The sequence below is a fragment of the Pectobacterium jejuense genome (assembly GCF_026800125.1).
GTDB classification, from domain to species: domain Bacteria; phylum Pseudomonadota; class Gammaproteobacteria; order Enterobacterales; family Enterobacteriaceae; genus Pectobacterium; species Pectobacterium jejuense.
On record NZ_JAPQKX010000005.1, the window covers coordinates 237,942 to 254,013 of the forward strand.

The following is a 16,072-nucleotide window of genomic DNA, read 5'->3' on the forward strand; positions in this document are numbered from 1 at the left end:
ACTTTTAAACTCATGCTTTCATCAACAGACGTCCACGCGACGATAGTGACTGCCAGAAAGAGATAAAGGAAAAAAAGGCGAATGGCAGATTTCATCATTTAAAACTCTCTGCAATAAATTGATCCATCGCGACCCATGCCGGTTCGGTTGGGTGCAGGCGATCCCAATTCCAGCCGTTCTGATAAGGCTGCGCATACATATCAAAATAGCGAACTTGATTTTCTTCCAGCATCGATCGGATTTGGCTATCGACCGGTTGAAATTTCTCGGAATTATTAATCGCCCACGGATTAATCGGATCGACGATGACAACAAACTGGACGTTGCGCGCTTTCAGCAGTTTGATCGTCGCCCGTAATGCCTCCATCTGCGCCGGAATAATCGGCGCGTCATCCCACTCTTCCGGCGTTTTATCGTCCGCAAAAACAGATTTATCCATCCACAATGTGTCTGCACTTTGCTGACGGGACTGGTTCAGTACACGAGCCTGATCCAACTCGCGATTCCAGTCTGGAGTCATATTGGCAGTTGGCTGTTGAGGCCACGGTTGTGTGGACTGAGGGACAATATGTAATATCGACAGCCAGTAGTTTTTTATCAGCTCACAGAAATTTGCAAATTGATAACTCACTTCCTGCCAGATAATTTGCGGATCCCAACCATAGACTTTCATTTGGCCGAACGTTAAATGGCTTATATCTTCTTTATCGATATGTTGTAGATAATTGACCAGAAAGGGACGCGTCTGGTCATCCTTCATCAGCGGATCAAAAATAGATGCGGGAAAATTGTTGGCAAAGATGGCCGGCGGAATACCGTCTGAATAAAAGCTATCGGGTGCCAGCAGCAAAACAACTTTACTGTTCGCATTAAGCTCATTTTTAAAACGCGAAAACAGCAAAAAATGTGTGACGTTATCGACAAAGCTATCGCCATAGGCCACCACCGGGCGGTGTAGCTGGTTATTAAAGTAATTATATACTGCGTAATGTTCATCTTCAGATGTAGAGACCTCGGAAGCCCCAAGAAAGAAAATCGCATTTCCCTGTAAAGCATGGGAAATGGTGGCTATCTTTTCCTTTTGTTCCTTTACCGTTCCTTCCATTGTTTTAATCAGTGGCTGGAACGTTAGCGCAGGATCAACGCTCGTCACCAGCGGGGGAACGCTAAGAAACAAGATGGCCAGAGTGGCCATCAGGATATGTAGACCGAGAGTATTTTTAATTTTCATCTAAAAGTAAAATGACATAGTGTTAATTTGTTTAAAATTTGTGATTTTCTATCTTCACAGTAAATTTATCCCTGTATTTTTGGATTATATACCAGGCTTATCTGCGATGATGAGCGTTGCTGTGTAACGGTATGTACAGTGTTTATGTCCGTCACAGAATAAGGCTGACGAGCCCCGCGCGATCGAGACAGGAGAAGGGTTCTCCTGCATCCACTATCACTTACGCGGTTTGAAGATACGGTAGTAAAAGCTCGGTGACAGCAACGCCGTGAGGCTCAGTTTGCTCGTGATTGCGGGGATGATGAGGTTCAAGCGCTTTAGGCGTTATGTGAATAAGGAGCGGTAACGCCCAGTTCAGTCTTTGACTACTTCTTGTACAGTTAATGTGATTCAGAGAAATGTAGAATAGCAGGATAGAAAAATAGCGGTCATTATTGAAAATAACCGCTATTTACGTCAATTCGCTACCCGTTCTAAATCACCATAGAATGAATATGGATAGCCATTCTCCAGCCATTCAGCATCGTCAATAACGCAAATATCGTCTTCTATATAAATATCTGACGCCATGATTTTTATTGCGAAGCTATTGGTTTTATATTCCGATCGATAATTATCATAGGTAATTTCACCTCTGCCGAAATAGTCACCGAGTTCTTCCCGCCATAATAGCTCGATCTCTGCATTAAACGGGCCGCTCCCCATTTTCCCTTTCAAGCTGGCGATAATCTTTTTCTTCTCAACAAAACCCCACCGCACGGCATCCAACGTCCAGGCATCGTCGCTAACACTAAACTCACCAGAAAAAATCGCTAAAAGCGCATCATTATTATCAGAACACATTTCATTTCCTTGAATATTCAAAATTTGTCGGTGGAATCGATTATCTCAAACGCTTTTTAATCGCCTGACTCACAGCTCAATAGCCCAGCCGCTAACGCGGGTAGCGCAGTGCTTCCACAAACAGTGAGAAGGCAGTGGTATGCTGTTTGCGGCTGGGATAATACAGGTAGTAGCCGGGGAACGGTGGACACCATTCCGTCAGCACCCGGATCAGACGCCCGCTGGCAATGTCATCTCGCACCGAATCTTCCGGCACATAGGCCAGACCAAGCCCGATGAGTGCCGCGTCGATCCGCTGGCGCAGGCTATTCATAGTCAGTTGTCCCTCAACGCGCACCTTGATTTCCCGACCGTTTTTTTCAAATTCCCATGCATAGATGCCGCCCATCGTCGGCAGACGCATGTTAATACAGCGGTGATGCTGCAAATCCTGTGGCGTCGCGGGGGCAGAATTGCGGGCGAAATAGTTCGGGGAGCCGACCACCGCCATGCTCATTTCCGGTGCGACACGCACGGCAATCATGTCTTTTTCCACCTGTTCACCCAGGCGAATGCCCGCATCAAAGCGGCCAAGAACAATATCGGCTAAGGCATTATCCACCGTGATTTCGACGTTAATATCGGGATAATTCGCCAAAAATGGCTTTAACACCGGCCATAATATTGAATCAACCGCATGCTCCCCCGCTGTGATACGGATATTCCCCGCAGGCCGTTCGCGCATGTCGCCCAGCGCCACCAGCTCGCTTTCAATATCCGCGAAGTGCGGACCGAGGCTATGCGCCAGCTTCTCCCCCGCTTCCGTCGGCGCGACGCTGCGCGTGGTTCGGGTCAGCAAACGCACGCCAAGTCGTTCTTCAAGGCCGCGAATCGAATGGCTTAGCGCCGACTGGGAAAGCCCAAGCTTCGCCGCCGCTTTGGTAAAACTACGTTCTCTTGCCACCACAAGGAACGAAATGAGGTCATTAAAATTTTCTTTTAACATCAGAGTGTCCGAAGAGTGGTGCCATGAATGATATCCATGTGAAACGGTCAATTGCTCATTACGCCACGCTGAAAATCAGCAGCGGGACATAGCATCCCCGCATTGCGCGGCGTAATTAATGAATATAATTCATAGCCGCTTACGGGTTTTGTCCTCTGGTGCTTCTCCGTAAATCGCAGTAACGTTTTTCACAGTCGCTGTCTTTCATCTTTCACAACACTGAATAGTTCAATCACAGCGAATCTTTCAATAACTACAAATTTTTCAATAACAGCTACGCTTTCCATGAGATGACTTGCCGCCTCTGCCGTGATGTTATCCATGTTAGCCCCAGCTACGATTGCCGGAACGGAGGAAAAATTGAAAATTACCCGCAGTGGTTCACACCCGTCCCAACCTGGCCCGGAAAGCTATTTTTCCGGTAATGTACGTCTCGATGCGCCCTTTCAGGGCACCGCCCCCGCTCGGGTTGGTGGCGCGACGGTCACCTTTGAACCCGGTGCCCGCACGGCATGGCATACCCATCCACTCGGTCAGACGCTGATCGTCACGCAAGGTCGGGGCTGGCTTCAGGAATGGGGCGGCGAGATTCAGGAGATCAATCAAGGTGATATCGTCTGGATACCTGAAGGCGTAAAACACTGGCACGGCGCGACAGCACAAACTGCTATGACGCACATTGCCATTGCCGAATCGCTTAACGGCAGCCCGGTCGAATGGCTGGAAAAAGTCAGCGACGAGCAGTACGGAAACGGGAAATAGCCTAAGTAAAGCGTCGCGATAAAAAACAGCGGCAGGTAGAAACAGCAAAGCCACTCAGCGTGAAACTGAATGGCTTTTTCCTTTGCTCCGCGATGCGGCTAGCGCATGTGGAGATTGACGCCAGAGACCTCTTTTCTGAGTTCAATAATCTCTTCAGCCAGCTCACGGCACAGCATCGCATTCATCAGGTGATCCTGCGCGTGCACCACGATAAGTTCGATATTGGCTTTTTCCTTACTCTGGTTGCCAATAAATCCGGTCTGGATCAACTGCGCCCGGTTCAGCGCCACCGCCGCCATTTTTAATAATTCATCGACGTGATCCCACTCCCCTCGGCGAGCGGATCTCAGTGCTTCCATTGCGCAGGAACGTGTTTCGCCAGATTTAACGATAAGCTCAATCATCCGCGTTTCTACATCCATTCTTCCATCCCCCGAATATCAGTTGCTGTGTCACCTTTTTGTCGGTCAATTAGCCCCAAATTGCAGACAAGCGCACGTGACACCGAAGCAAGTACGGTGCATTTGTTGTATCGCTACTCACAGCCTGCAGAGTAAATATAGATGATCAATCAGGATTTGTTTCTGTAAATCATGACGTTATGTCTCATTTCCGATGAAATAAATTTCACAGATACGTCAGCCTGTTTTTTAGACAATAGATTTATACAAATTCATACCGCGACACGCCTTGAAATAAAGTGATGACCGAAAGATCACACCCACCGAAACCTTAATTTAACCTTAAGAAAGCGAAATAATAATAACTATCATTATTATTATCAACATTTAGAATCCATCGTCGACTGCCGCGACCTATCGGCCTGTGTCGCTAAGCTAGCGTAGCTATCGTGAGTGACGCAGGGCTTCCCATGTAAGCCAGCCATACGCAAACACGACAGGTATTGATAAGGGTAAATAATATGAAGCTTAGTTTTGGATTGCTGAGTTCTGCCGTTTTATTCGCTTCCGGTTTGGCTCTCAGCGCATCGGCAACCGCAGCAGAAAACGATGAAGGGATTGTGATTTACAATGCCCAACATGAAAACCTCGTGAAATCCTGGGTTGACGGTTTTACCAAAGAAACCGGCATCAAGGTGACGTTGCGCAATGGCAGCGACACCGAATTGGGCAACCAACTGGTGCAGGAAGGGAAATCCTCCCCTGCCGATGTGTTCCTGACTGAGAATTCACCGTCGATGGTGCTGGTCGATAACGCCAATCTCTTTGCTCCGCTGGATAACGCGACCCTTGCTCAGGTGCCGTCTGACTATCGTCCATCCCACGGCCGCTGGATCGGGATTGCCGCACGCTCCACCGTTTTTGTCTACAATCCGACCAAATTTACCGACGCTCAACTGCCGAAATCTTTAGCCGATCTGGCGAAGCCAGAATGGAAAGGCCGCTGGGCCGCGTCTCCGTCCGGTGCAGATTTTCAGGCCATCGTCAGCGCCTATCTGGAGCTGAAGGGGGAGCAAGCCACACAGGCGTGGCTGAAAGGCATGAAAGAGAACTTCACCGCCTATAAAGGCAACAGCACGGTAATGAAAGCCGTGAACACGGGTCAGATTGATAGCGGCGTGATCTATCACTATTACCGTTTTGTCGATCAGGCTAAAACCGGCGAAAACAGTAACAACACGAAGCTGTACTACTTCAAACATAAAGATCCGGGCGCGTTCGTCAGCATTTCCGGCGGCGGCGTACTGGCATCCAGCAAACATGCGAAAGACGCACAGGCCTTCATTAAGTGGATTACCGGCAAATCCGGTCAGGAGATCTTACGCACCAACGATGCGTTTGAATATGCCGTTGGCATCAACGCAGCCTCAAATGACAAACTGGTTCCGCTGAAAGATCTGGATGCGCCGAAAGTCGATGCCGCCAAGCTCAACAGCAAAAAAGTCGTGGACCTGATGACTCAGGCAGGTCTGTTGTAATACGTGAGTTGTCACGCATAGATTGCAATACTTAGATTACAACGACAGCTCCTTTCGTCAGGGCGTTCGCGTCCTGACGAATTCTCACCTGAATGCCCGCTCTGCGCGGCTTCACCGTCTTAAAATATCGTCCTAACGAGGCAGCCACAGGCCGTATGACAAACGTTAGCTACAGCGAAACCACCCCGTTCACCGCCCCTTCTCCGCCATTACGCAAGCCAGCGGCATTGCTGACGATCGTCGCCCTGACGCTATCGCTGCTGGGGTTTATTCCGCTGGGCTTTGTGATTGGCGTGAGCATTGATACCGGTTGGGAAACGGCGCGCTCGCTGCTCTTGCGCCCTCGCGTCGGCGAACTGCTGACCAACACGGTGCTGCTGGTTGTCCTGACGCTGCCGATTTGCACGGTGCTCGGCGTACTGCTGGCCTGGCTGACGGAACGTACCACCCTGCCCGCCCGACGCCTGTGGTCACTGCTGCTCACCGCGCCGCTGGCGATACCCGCCTTTGTACAAAGCTATGCCTGGATCAGTACCTCGCCCGGCCTGCACGGCCTACCGGCTGGCGTGTTTTTATCCGTCGTCGCCTATTTGCCGTTTCTGTATTTACCCTGTGCCGCCACACTGCGACGGCTTAACCCCGCGCTGGAAGATGTCGCGGCTACGCTGGGCGTGCCTCCCATTATCGTATTTTTCCGCGTGGTGCTGCCGCAGCTAAAGCTAGCTATCGGCGGCGGACTGCTGTTGATTGCGCTGCATCTGCTGGCGGAATATGGCCTGTTCGCCATGATCCGCTTCGATACCTTTACCACCGCGATTTTCGATCAGTTCCAGTCAACGTTTAACGGTCCGGCGGCCAACATGCTGGCCGGTGTGCTGGCGCTGCTGTGCCTGTTTCTGCTGTGTGCGGATGCCCGCGTACGCGGCGTCACGCGCTATGCCCATGTCGGTTCTGGCGCGCCACAGGTTGTCACACTAGTACGCCTGTCGCGGCTTCCGCTGTTACTGGCTCTGCTGCTACTGGCGACGCTGGTGCTGCTAACGCTCGGCGTGCCTTTTATTACGCTGTCTCGCTGGCTGTGGTTTGGCGGCTGGGAGGTGTGGCAGCGCCGCGAGTTGTTTGATGCCTTTCGCCAGACCATGACGCTGGCGCTGAGCGGTGCCGCACTGACGACGCTGGCGGCGATCCCGATGGCCTGGCTGACGATTCGCCACCCCAGCCGCCTGTATCGGTTTCTGGAAGGGTGCAATTACATCACCAGCTCTCTGCCGGGTATCGTCGTCGCGCTGGCGCTGGTGACTACCACGATTCACATTATCAGGCCGCTCTATCAGACCGAATTCACCGTGCTGCTGGCTTACCTGCTGATGTTTATGCCACGGGCGCTGGTTAATCTACGCGCCGGTATCGCACAGGCTCCGGTGGAGCTGGAACAGGTCGCCGCCAGTCTGGGGCGTTCGCCATTGCAGACGTTAATGACCGTGACCGTTCGGCTGGCCGCGCCCGGCGTCGCCACCGGGGCAACGCTCGTCTTTCTGGCGATCATCAACGAGCTGACCGCTACGCTGCTGCTGGCGCCCAACGGCACCCGCACGCTGGCGACTGGCTTTTGGGCGCTCACCAGTGAGATTGATTATCCGGCGGCGGCACCCTACGCGCTTATTCTGGTTCTACTGTCGCTGCCGTGGACCTGGTTTCTCTACACGCAATCACAAAAAATGGCGGGGCTGTAATCATGTTGGAACTCCATCGCGTCAGTAAAGGCTTTAACGGGCGCACCGTGCTGTCTGACATTCATCTGACGCTAGAAAACAGCCGCCGCACGGCGATTGTCGGTCCGTCAGGTTCGGGGAAAACCACGCTGCTGCGCCTGATTGCCGGGTTTGAAAAACCGGATACCGGCGTCATCACGCTGAACGGACAAACGCTCTGCGATAGCGGGCTTTCCGTTCCTGCCCATCAGCGCGGAATCGGCTATGTACCGCAGGACGGCGCGCTGTTCCCGCATCTCTGTATCGCGGATAACATCGCATTTGGACTCAAAGGATCGAAGGCAGAAAAGCAAAAGCGCGTGGATGAGCTGATGGCGCTGGTTTCTCTCCCGGCGCATTTGCGGAAACACTCACCGCATGAGATTTCCGGCGGTCAGCAGCAGCGTGTCGCACTGGCTCGCGCGCTGGCGCAGCGCCCTAAGTTAATGCTGCTGGATGAACCCTTTTCCGCGCTGGACACCGGCCTGCGTGCCGCCACCCGTAAAGCGGTGATGGACGTATTGCAGCAGGCTAACGTGGCGTCGATTCTGGTAACCCACGATCAGGGAGAGGCACTGTCCTTTGCTGACCACGTTGTCGTCATGCGCGACGGTCAGCTGTCGCAGTCCGGCTCACCGTGGGCGCTTTACCATCAGCCCGCCAGCGAAGATATCGCGACCTTCCTCGGCGAAACGCTAATTCTCGATGCACAGATCGACGGCGGTCAGGCTGACTGTCTGCTTGGACACATCGCGGTGGATCGCCCAACCGCAAGCGGGAAGGTAAGAATCATGCTCAGACCAGAACAGATCGCGATTCAGGACGCTGAGGTTGATAGCGCTGAGGGGAATAGCGCGGCGACGATTCGCGCAACTATCCGTAAAGTTGATTTTTCCGGCTTCGTTTCGACGCTAACGCTGCACGTCCATCACGTAGAAGCTGACATCATTGAACTGAAAACCGTCAGCCACGCCGCTTTTGCCGTCGGCCAGCAGGTCAGCCTGAGCGTGAACGGTGTGGCACACGTTTTCAGTCAATAACATCAATCGCTCGCGGCACACGCAGGCGGCTTATCGCGCCGTCTGCGCGTTACGACTCACCAGCCAGACGCCCAGCAGAATAATCAGGACGCCGAGGTTTTTTCGCAGGCTCATCGGTTCGTTCAGCCACGGCAGGAAAACCGCCGCCAAATAAACCACCGCGTAGCTCAGACTAATCAGCGGATAGGCGCGGCTTAACGGCAGATAGCGCAACACCATGAACCAGCACACCATCGACAGGCCGTAGCAGAGCATCCCGAACAGCACCGCAACCGCAGGCCAGCCGGCCAGCAACGTGCTGAGCGGCGGCCAGTGCGCAATGGAAATGCTCGGCAGCGCCAGCATCCCGCTTTTCATTAACACCTGCGCGGTGCTGGCGAGCACAATGCTGCCAAGCGCCCAGACATAGCCTTTTTTCGCCATCATCCCCCCTGCATCAGATAGATACCGGTGATAATCAGCGCAATGCCCCACCAGTGATGCTTGTCCACACGTTCGCCAAACCCGTAGTGCGCCAGCAGCGTGACCAGCACAAAATTGATGCTCAGCAGCGGATATGCCACGCCAAGCGGGATATGCTGCAACACCACAAGCCACAGCAGCAGCCCGATGCCGAGCAGCAGAGCCGCCAGTATCAGCCATCCCAACGTCACGCGTTGACGACGATCTGTGGGTAAACGCCGCCAGCACTCCGCTGCCCGTTTCTGGCACAGCTGTCCCAGACTGGTCAGCAGACAAACGATAGCCACCAAAAGATAACTCATGGCGCTATCTGCTTATAAAACAGCAGCACGTAGCGGTGCGATTTTTTCAACTGATCGGGAGCAGGCAGGTTGCGGTATTCTTCATCGGTATCCCTATCGACCTTCAGCACCAGCGCGACATTTCCGCTACGCCGTTTCTCCGCAAGCCAGGCCGAGAAAGCGCCCTCATCCACAAAGCGGTCAGCAGCATCCGCATAATTCAGCCCGTAGTTCAGTTCGCCCCGCGCCTTGAATAAGGTGATATCGCTGCGCTTCAGCTCCCACGCCAGTCCGGCCGCCAGCCCAACCTCATCGCTCAGCACATAGAGGCTCTTTTCCAGCAACGGCTGATGGCTACGAATAAAGGTTTGAGGGTTCTTTGAATCGACCACGCTCGCCGGAATACTTCCACCGACGAGCAGCGCCAAAAATAGCGGACAGCCCGCCACCAGATAGCCCCACGATCGCGATTTCCTCAGGCTGACAGCGGCAAAGGCAATCCAGCCGATAAAACAGACGACACCCGAGACGATGGTCAGCCCTTCTCCCGATTGATAGAAATGCGGCACAATGATGCCGAGGCCGAGCGCGGCAACCGCGAGCGCCAGTACGCTGCCGAAAGCTATGTTGAACCAGCTATTAATGCGCAATACACGTTCGCGTACCGCAGGCACCAACCCGGAAATCCACGCCGCCATCAGCAACGCCAGCGGCGCAAAGCACGGCAGAATGTAGGTCAGCAGCTTGCCTTTAGCGATGCTGAAAAACAGCAGCGGCATCACCATCCAGCACAGCAGGAGGAACCGTTCCGGGTTCGCTTTTCGTTCTGTCCAGCCGCTGCGCAATGCGCCCGGCAGCAGCGCCAGCCAGGGGAAGGCACCGACAATCAGCACCGGCAGGTAATACCAGAACGGCGCTTTATGCTGCGCATCGTCTTCTGCAAAACGCTGGATATGCTCAATCCAAAAGAAGTAGTGCCAGTAATCGGCTTCTCGCGCATGCACCGCCAGCGCCCACGGCGCACTCAGCAATACCGCGACAATAATCGCCAGCGGCCCGAACAGCAGCAATTCCTTAATCCGCTTTTGCGCCAGCGCCACGGGCAGCACGCTGATGACCGGCAAGGCCAGCGCCAGAAAGCCTTTGGTCATGAATCCCATGCCGCAAGCCAGCCCCATCAGCCCCCAGGCCATGAGCCGTTCGCGCGTCAGCGTGGCGCGCTGAATCAGCACGTGGCTGAACAGCGCCGCCGTCATCCAGAGCGTCACCATCGGATCGAGCACGCTGTAGGTGCCGATGCCATACACCAGCAGCGATGTCAGATAGATCGTCGCCGCCAGCAGCGCGGTACGCTGGTTTTTCCACAGCAGCATCGCCAGCCAAAACACCAGCAGCGCGCTCAGCGCAGTAGAAAATACCGAGGCAAAGCGCACGGAAAAATTGGTATGACCTAATAACCACTGACTGATGTTATTCAACCAGTAGCCCGCAACAGGCTTCTCAAAGTAGCGAACGTCCAGCAAATGCGGCACGACCCAATCGCCACGCTGAAGCATCTCGCGGCTGATTTCGGCATAGCGCGTTTCATCCGGCGACCACAGCCAGCGGCCGTTAAGCGGCAACAGGTAGAGCAAAGCAAATAGCACCAGTATCACGGTGCTTTTCAGCTTTATCATGCCTTTTTCCATACTATCTCCTGCTTTATTTATTCTTCCGTTTGCACACCAAGCCAGCCTTCCCGCCCGGGAAACGGCGCGCGTTCAATCCGCCCGACGGGCAGCGTGGCGGGGTCATCAGGCAGTAATGCGGAAAGCGGACAAAATTCGATGTGCTGCTGGCGGGCACGAAGCAGCAGCTGACGGAACTGCGCCAGCTTCGCGCCACCTTCAACTTCCGCATGGATGGTGTAGACCGGCACGCCGCGATCCTGCTGGATCGCCTCAAGAATAAAGTCGTTAAATTCACCGTCGCTCACGCGCTCGCCGATGACTTCATCGTAGGTCGGCAAGGTGACCGGGATCTGCACGGTGCCCAACTCACCATTTTCCAGGCGCGGTCGGAAAGGTCGAGTGCCGCGGCAGTCGCTGTTATAGTCCAGATTCCAGCGCTGCTTCATCTCAACAACGCGCGAATCAGCTCGCCAGCCCGCCACGGCGGAACAGCGCACTGGCGATGGCAAAATCGACGTCAGTGCGTCCATTCCTTCACGGAACTGCGCGGCTAATTGCGCATCCGACCAGCGGGCGACATTCGCCTGCCAGCCGTGATGATCCCAGGCGTGTAGCCCGACTTCATGGCCTGCGTCGTGCGTCTGGCGGATTAACGAGCCAAACCGCGCACCGATATGACGCCCCGGCCACGCCGTACCGGCCAGCAAGATATCCCAGCCGTAGAGCGAGGCCGCGTTGGAGCGCAGCATCTTCCATAAAAAACGTGGACGCAGCAGACGCCACAGGTGACGCCCCATGTTGTCCGGCCCGACGCTAAAAAAGAAGCTCGCCTGAATATCGAACTCTGCCAGCGCATTCAGCAGCGCGGGCACGCCGTCCCGCGTACCGCGCCAGGTATCGACATCTATCCGCAGGCCAACACGCGTCATCCCTGCGCATCCTTGGCGTCAGCAGTGTGCTGGGGATCAACGGTACGCAGAAAATAGTCCAGCGTTTCCGCGACGGTTTGATCCATCTTCACCGTCGGCTCCCATGCCAGCAGGCGTTTGGCGTTGCGAATGCTCGGCGTGCGGTGCTCGACATCCTGATAGCCTTTGCCGTAATAGCTGCTGCTTTCCACGTCAATAAACCCGGCGAACGGCGGGAAGCGGTCACGCAGCGGATGCTCATTAAAGCTGGTTAACAGCATTTCACCCAGCTCGCGGATACTGGCTTCATTATGCGGATTACCAATATTGATGATCTGCCCATCACACTGGCCGTTGCGGTTTTCAATAATGCGGAACAGCGCTTCAATGCCGTCATGAATATCGGTAAAGCAGCGCTTCTGCGCCCCGCCATCCACCAGCTTGATCGGCGATCCTTCTACCAGATTGAGGATCAGTTGGGTAATCGCTCGGGAGCTGCCGATACGTGCCGCGTCTAGCGTATCCAGACGCGGCCCCATCCAGTTAAACGGACGGAACAGCGTGAAGCGCAGGCCATTTTTCGCACCGTACGCCCAAATCACCCGATCAAGAAGTTGCTTGGACACGGAGTAGATCCAGCGCTGCTTGTTGATCGGCCCGACAATCAGGCGTGAGGTATCTTCATCAAACTCTTTGTCATCACACATGCCGTACACTTCCGAGGTGGACGGGAAGACAATGCGTTTGTTGTAGCGCACGCAGTCGCGCACGATTTTCAGGTTTTCTTCAAAATCCAGCTCAAACACACGCAGCGGGTTACGGGTGTATTCGATAGGTGTGGCAATCGCCACCAGCGGCAGAATGACATCGCATTTCTTGATGTGATATTCGATCCATTCGTTATGAATGCTGATATCGCCTTCCACAAAATGAAAACGTGGATCGCCAAGAAAACGGGCGATGGCATCCGAGCTGATATCCAGCCCGTAGATTTCATAGCGATCGTCGCGCAGCAGGCGTTCGGTCAGGTGGTTACCGATAAAACCATTCACGCCGAGGATCAGAACGCGCGTGCGGCGTCGTTGCACACGGCTGGCGAGGTTACCCAGTTTCGCCTGTGGCACCATCCCCATTTCCGCCGCCAGTCGGCTGCCCGACATATACAGTCCGGCTTCACTCTGTCCGCTGATGATCTCAAGTGCATCTTCACCGCAGGACACCACCAGCGGCGACGTCGAGAGAATCGCGCCCGGTTCATGCTTCACCCCATTGGCTTTCACATCACTGTTTTGAATGCGATTAACCTTCACTACACGAGCGCGCCAGATAATCACTTTGCGCTCACCGAGGAATGTAAACGCGCCAGGATACGGTTCCGTCACCGCGCGGATCAGGTTGTTAATCTCACGGGCGCTTTTTTGCCAGTCGATCAGCCCATCTGCTGCCGTGCGGCGTCCGAAGTAGCTGGCCTGGCTATCATCCTGCGGCGTCAGCGTAATCTCACGCGAGCGGATCAGCGGTAGCTGCTGCGTCAACAGAGCGGCCGCGGCGGTACGACACTTGCCATGCAGCGTCAGCGCGGTGTCTTCCTCATCAATCGTCACCACTGACTGCGCGACGATATCACCGGCATCGGCGCGGGACACCATCTTGTGCAGCGTCACGCCCGTCTGCGTTTCACCGTTCACCAGCACCCAATTCACCGGCGCCCGTCCTCGGTAACGTGGCAGCAGCGAACCGTGCAGATTAAATGCGCCAAACGACGGCAGTTGGAGAATGTCATCGCTTAATAGCGTGCGGTAATAGAAGGAAAAAATAACATCCGGTGCCAGTTCCCGAATGCGGTTCACCCAGAGCGGATGGTTAACGTCTTCCGGCGCAAACACCGGCACATCCATCTCGGCAGCCGCTTTCGCCACCGAGCCATAGAAGTGATTCTCGCCCGGCGCATCGCTGTGCGTGAACACCGCCTGAATCTCATAGCCCGCGAGCTTTAACGCCTCAAGGCCGACACAGCCGATATCATGGTAGGCAAATACGATCGCTTTCATTCTTCTTCATCCCGTAAAGTGGTAGCCAGTGGCGTTGCTGCACTCACTGTTTTTTGCACAAAATAGCGTGGCCGGGCACGGACATCGGTATAGATACGGCCGATGTATTCCCCTAAGAGCCCCATCCCGACGAACTGAGCGCCGATAAACATGAACAGCACGGCGAACAGCGTGAACACGCCTTCTGCAGCCCATTCCGCACCGAAGAACAGACGCAGGCCGATCAACAGCAGCGCCAGCAGGAAGCCCGACAGCGCAACGACACTGCCAATCAAGCTGAGTATGCGCAGTGGCGTCGTCGTCAGGCAGGTCAGCAGGTCGTACATCAGGTTAATCAGCTTCAGAAAGCTGTATTTGGACGTGCCAAATTCGCGTTCGGCGTGCAGCACATCGATCTCGATGGTTTTCCGGGCAAACGTGTTGGCAAGAATAGGAATAAAGGTGCTGCGTTCGTGACAGCGCAGCATCGCACTGACAATATGGCGACGATACGCGCGCAGCATGCAGCCGTAATCCGCCATCGATTTCCCGGTTGAACGCCGGATCATCATGTTGATGGTTTTCGAGGCCAGCTTGCGAAACAGCGAATCCTTCCGGTTTGCCCGCACAGTGCCGACCACGTCATACCCCTGCGCGGCGTACTCCACCAGCCGTGGAATTTCTTCCGGCGGGTTCTGCAAATCGGCATCCAGCGTGATAATCACATCGCCCACCGCCTGCTGGAATCCAGCCATGATGGCCGAGTGCTGACCATAGTTACGATTCAACAGCACGGCGATAATGTGCTTTTCCGGGTCGCTCGCCGCTTCGGTCAGGAGATCCGCCGAACGATCGCTGCTGCCGTCATCAACCAGAATAATTTCCCAGGGTTTACCGATCTTCTGACAGGCTGCCAGCGTGCGTTCGATCAGCACCGGCAAACTCTCTTCTTCGTTATAAACGGGGATCACAACGGAAACATTTTTGATGTCATCAATCACGAACAGACTCCAGAATCGAGGTTAGCGCCGCGACGACGCGATCAACATCGCTGTCCTGCATATCGGGGAACAGCGGCAGCGTCATCAGCGACGCCGAATTCCATTCCGTTGCCGGCAGGTGCAAGTGGGGATAGCGCTCACGGTAATATTTCTGTGTATGCACCGCTCTGAAATGCAGCCCGGTGCCAATGCCGTGCACCTGCAACGCCGCCATCAAATCATCGCGTGAAATGCCGCACTGTGTTTCATCCACGCGCACCATAAACAGATGCCAGGCATGCAGATGGGGATAATCAGGAACGGCCAGAGGCTGGAGCGGCAATGAGCGCAGTTGGGTGAGATAACGTGCGGCAAGCTGCTGACGGCGGGCGTTGATCGCCGGGAGTTTATCCAACTGAACCAGCGCAATGGCTGCATTGATATCTGCCAGATTGTATTTAAATCCCGGCGTCACCACTTCAGCCTGCGGCTTGCGCCCCTGCAACTGCCGATCGAACGCATCCACGCCCAGCCCGTGAAACTTCAGGCTGCGTATGCGTTCAGCAAGCGCGTCGTCGTCCGTCACCACCATGCCACCTTCCGCACAGGTGATGTTTTTAATCGCGTGAAACGAGAAAATGGCGGTTCCGCGCGCGCCAATCCATTCATCACGATATTGCGTACCGACGGCGTGCGCCGCATCCTCAATCAGCGGGATGCCGTAGCGCTCGCTGAGTGCGCGCAGCGCCGTCAAATCTGCCGGAGCGCCAGCATAGTGCACGGGAATAATCGCTTTGGTCTTCGGTGTGATAGCCGCCTCAATATCCTGCGGTCGCACCATCAGCGTATGCCGATCCACGTCGACCATCACCGGTTCCGCGCCCAATAGACTGATGATATTGACGGTTGAAACCCAGGTCTGGGACGGCGTAATCACTTCGTCGCCGGGGCCAATGCCGAGCGCCATCAGCGTGACGTGCATACCGCCCGTCGCCGAGCTGACCGCAATCGCCTGTCGGCACCCGATTCGCTGGCAAAACGCCTGCTCTAATTGCTGACATTTCGGCCCCGTGGTTATCCAGCCGGATCGTAATACTTCCGCCACGGCAGCAATTTCTTCTTCACCCATGTTCGGGCGGGAAAAAGGCAAAAAATCCGTCATAACGTATTCCCAAAATAAATAATGGCGA

Annotated in this window: 16 protein-coding genes; 4 read left to right on the forward strand and 12 right to left on the reverse strand. The window is 54.6% G+C overall.

The features are described 5' to 3' along the window. Positions 1–94 precede the first annotated feature (94 nt). The 4 genes from NXT09_RS11495 to NXT09_RS11510 all read right to left on the reverse strand — a co-directional run bounded on the left by NXT09_RS11495 (position 95) and on the right by NXT09_RS11510 (position 3,382). Positions 95–1,231 carry a D-alanyl-lipoteichoic acid biosynthesis protein DltD gene (locus tag NXT09_RS11495; protein ID WP_268579749.1) on the reverse strand — a complete coding sequence of 379 codons (1,137 nt, stop codon included), beginning with the start codon at positions 1,229–1,231 and terminating at the stop codon, positions 95–97. Between the two features lie 456 nt (positions 1,232–1,687). Continuing rightward, positions 1,688–2,074 carry a hypothetical protein gene (locus NXT09_RS11500; RefSeq protein ID WP_268579750.1) on the reverse strand — a complete coding sequence of 129 codons (387 nt, stop codon included), beginning with the start codon at positions 2,072–2,074 and terminating at the stop codon, positions 1,688–1,690. 91 nt (positions 2,075–2,165) lie between these two features. Beyond that, a complete protein-coding gene (locus NXT09_RS11505; RefSeq protein WP_268579751.1) occupies positions 2,166–3,059 on the reverse strand; it encodes a LysR family transcriptional regulator in 894 nt (297 codons plus the stop codon). A gap of 188 nt (positions 3,060–3,247) precedes the next feature. Further along, complete coding sequence (locus tag NXT09_RS11510; protein WP_268579752.1) at positions 3,248–3,382, reverse strand: hypothetical protein; 135 nt, start codon at positions 3,380–3,382, stop codon at positions 3,248–3,250. On the opposite strand from NXT09_RS11510, the gene NXT09_RS11515 reads away from it, so the two are divergent. Beyond that, positions 3,381–3,821: a (R)-mandelonitrile lyase gene (locus NXT09_RS11515; RefSeq protein ID WP_370690943.1), complete on the forward strand. Its 441-nt coding sequence runs from the start codon at positions 3,381–3,383 to the stop codon at positions 3,819–3,821. The two genes, NXT09_RS11510 and NXT09_RS11515, sit on opposite strands and share 2 nt — an antisense overlap. A gap of 98 nt (positions 3,822–3,919) precedes the next feature. Here NXT09_RS11515 and NXT09_RS11520 read toward each other — a convergent pair whose 3' ends face one another. Then, positions 3,920–4,243, reverse strand: coding sequence for a PTS sugar transporter subunit IIA (locus NXT09_RS11520; RefSeq protein ID WP_010280285.1), 324 nt, complete (start codon positions 4,241–4,243; stop codon positions 3,920–3,922). A 500-nt stretch (positions 4,244–4,743) separates the two neighbouring features. Between NXT09_RS11520 and NXT09_RS11525 the strand changes: the two genes are divergently transcribed. The 3 genes from NXT09_RS11525 to NXT09_RS11535 all read left to right on the forward strand — a co-directional run bounded on the left by NXT09_RS11525 (position 4,744) and on the right by NXT09_RS11535 (position 8,551). Continuing rightward, positions 4,744–5,760, forward strand: a complete 1,017-nt coding sequence (locus NXT09_RS11525) for an iron ABC transporter substrate-binding protein (protein ID WP_268579754.1) — start codon at positions 4,744–4,746, stop codon at positions 5,758–5,760. Positions 5,761–5,915: 155 nt separating this feature from the next. Next, a complete protein-coding gene (locus NXT09_RS11530; RefSeq protein ID WP_268579755.1) occupies positions 5,916–7,493 on the forward strand; it encodes an ABC transporter permease in 1,578 nt (525 codons plus the stop codon). Positions 7,494–7,495: 2 nt separating this feature from the next. Continuing rightward, positions 7,496–8,551 carry an ABC transporter ATP-binding protein gene (locus tag NXT09_RS11535; RefSeq protein ID WP_268579756.1) on the forward strand — a complete coding sequence of 352 codons (1,056 nt, stop codon included), beginning with the start codon at positions 7,496–7,498 and terminating at the stop codon, positions 8,549–8,551. 30 nt (positions 8,552–8,581) lie between these two features. On the opposite strand, the gene arnF is transcribed toward NXT09_RS11535, so the two are convergent. From arnF to arnB, 7 genes are read right to left on the reverse strand one after another with little or no spacing between them, the layout of a single operon-like run. Continuing rightward, on the reverse strand, positions 8,582–8,974 hold the full coding sequence (arnF, locus tag NXT09_RS11540; RefSeq protein WP_268579836.1) for a 4-amino-4-deoxy-L-arabinose-phosphoundecaprenol flippase subunit ArnF: 393 nt from the start codon (positions 8,972–8,974) through the stop codon (positions 8,582–8,584). Then, entirely contained in the window at positions 8,974–9,315 is a 342-nt protein-coding gene (gene arnE / locus NXT09_RS11545; RefSeq protein ID WP_268579757.1) for a 4-amino-4-deoxy-L-arabinose-phosphoundecaprenol flippase subunit ArnE, read from the reverse strand. The genes arnF and arnE overlap by 1 nt, the downstream gene beginning before the upstream one ends. Next, positions 9,312–10,982, reverse strand: coding sequence for a lipid IV(A) 4-amino-4-deoxy-L-arabinosyltransferase (gene arnT, locus NXT09_RS11550; RefSeq protein ID WP_268579758.1), 1,671 nt, complete (start codon positions 10,980–10,982; stop codon positions 9,312–9,314). Before arnT ends, arnE begins: the two co-directional genes overlap by 4 nt. Positions 10,983–10,999: 17 nt before the next feature. Then, a complete protein-coding gene (gene arnD, locus NXT09_RS11555; protein WP_268579759.1) occupies positions 11,000–11,893 on the reverse strand; it encodes a 4-deoxy-4-formamido-L-arabinose-phosphoundecaprenol deformylase in 894 nt (297 codons plus the stop codon). Further along, positions 11,890–13,923: a bifunctional UDP-4-amino-4-deoxy-L-arabinose formyltransferase/UDP-glucuronic acid oxidase ArnA gene (gene arnA, locus NXT09_RS11560; RefSeq protein ID WP_268579760.1), complete on the reverse strand. Its 2,034-nt coding sequence runs from the start codon at positions 13,921–13,923 to the stop codon at positions 11,890–11,892. Before arnA ends, arnD begins: the two co-directional genes overlap by 4 nt. Next, the gene (gene arnC / locus NXT09_RS11565) at positions 13,920–14,903 is read right to left on the reverse strand and encodes an undecaprenyl-phosphate 4-deoxy-4-formamido-L-arabinose transferase (protein WP_039503106.1); all 984 of its coding nucleotides are present in this window, start codon (positions 14,901–14,903) and stop codon (positions 13,920–13,922) included. Before arnC ends, arnA begins: the two co-directional genes overlap by 4 nt. Continuing rightward, a complete protein-coding gene (arnB, locus tag NXT09_RS11570) occupies positions 14,896–16,044 on the reverse strand; it encodes a UDP-4-amino-4-deoxy-L-arabinose aminotransferase (RefSeq protein ID WP_268579761.1) in 1,149 nt (382 codons plus the stop codon). Before arnB ends, arnC begins: the two co-directional genes overlap by 8 nt. Positions 16,045–16,072 lie beyond the last annotated feature (28 nt).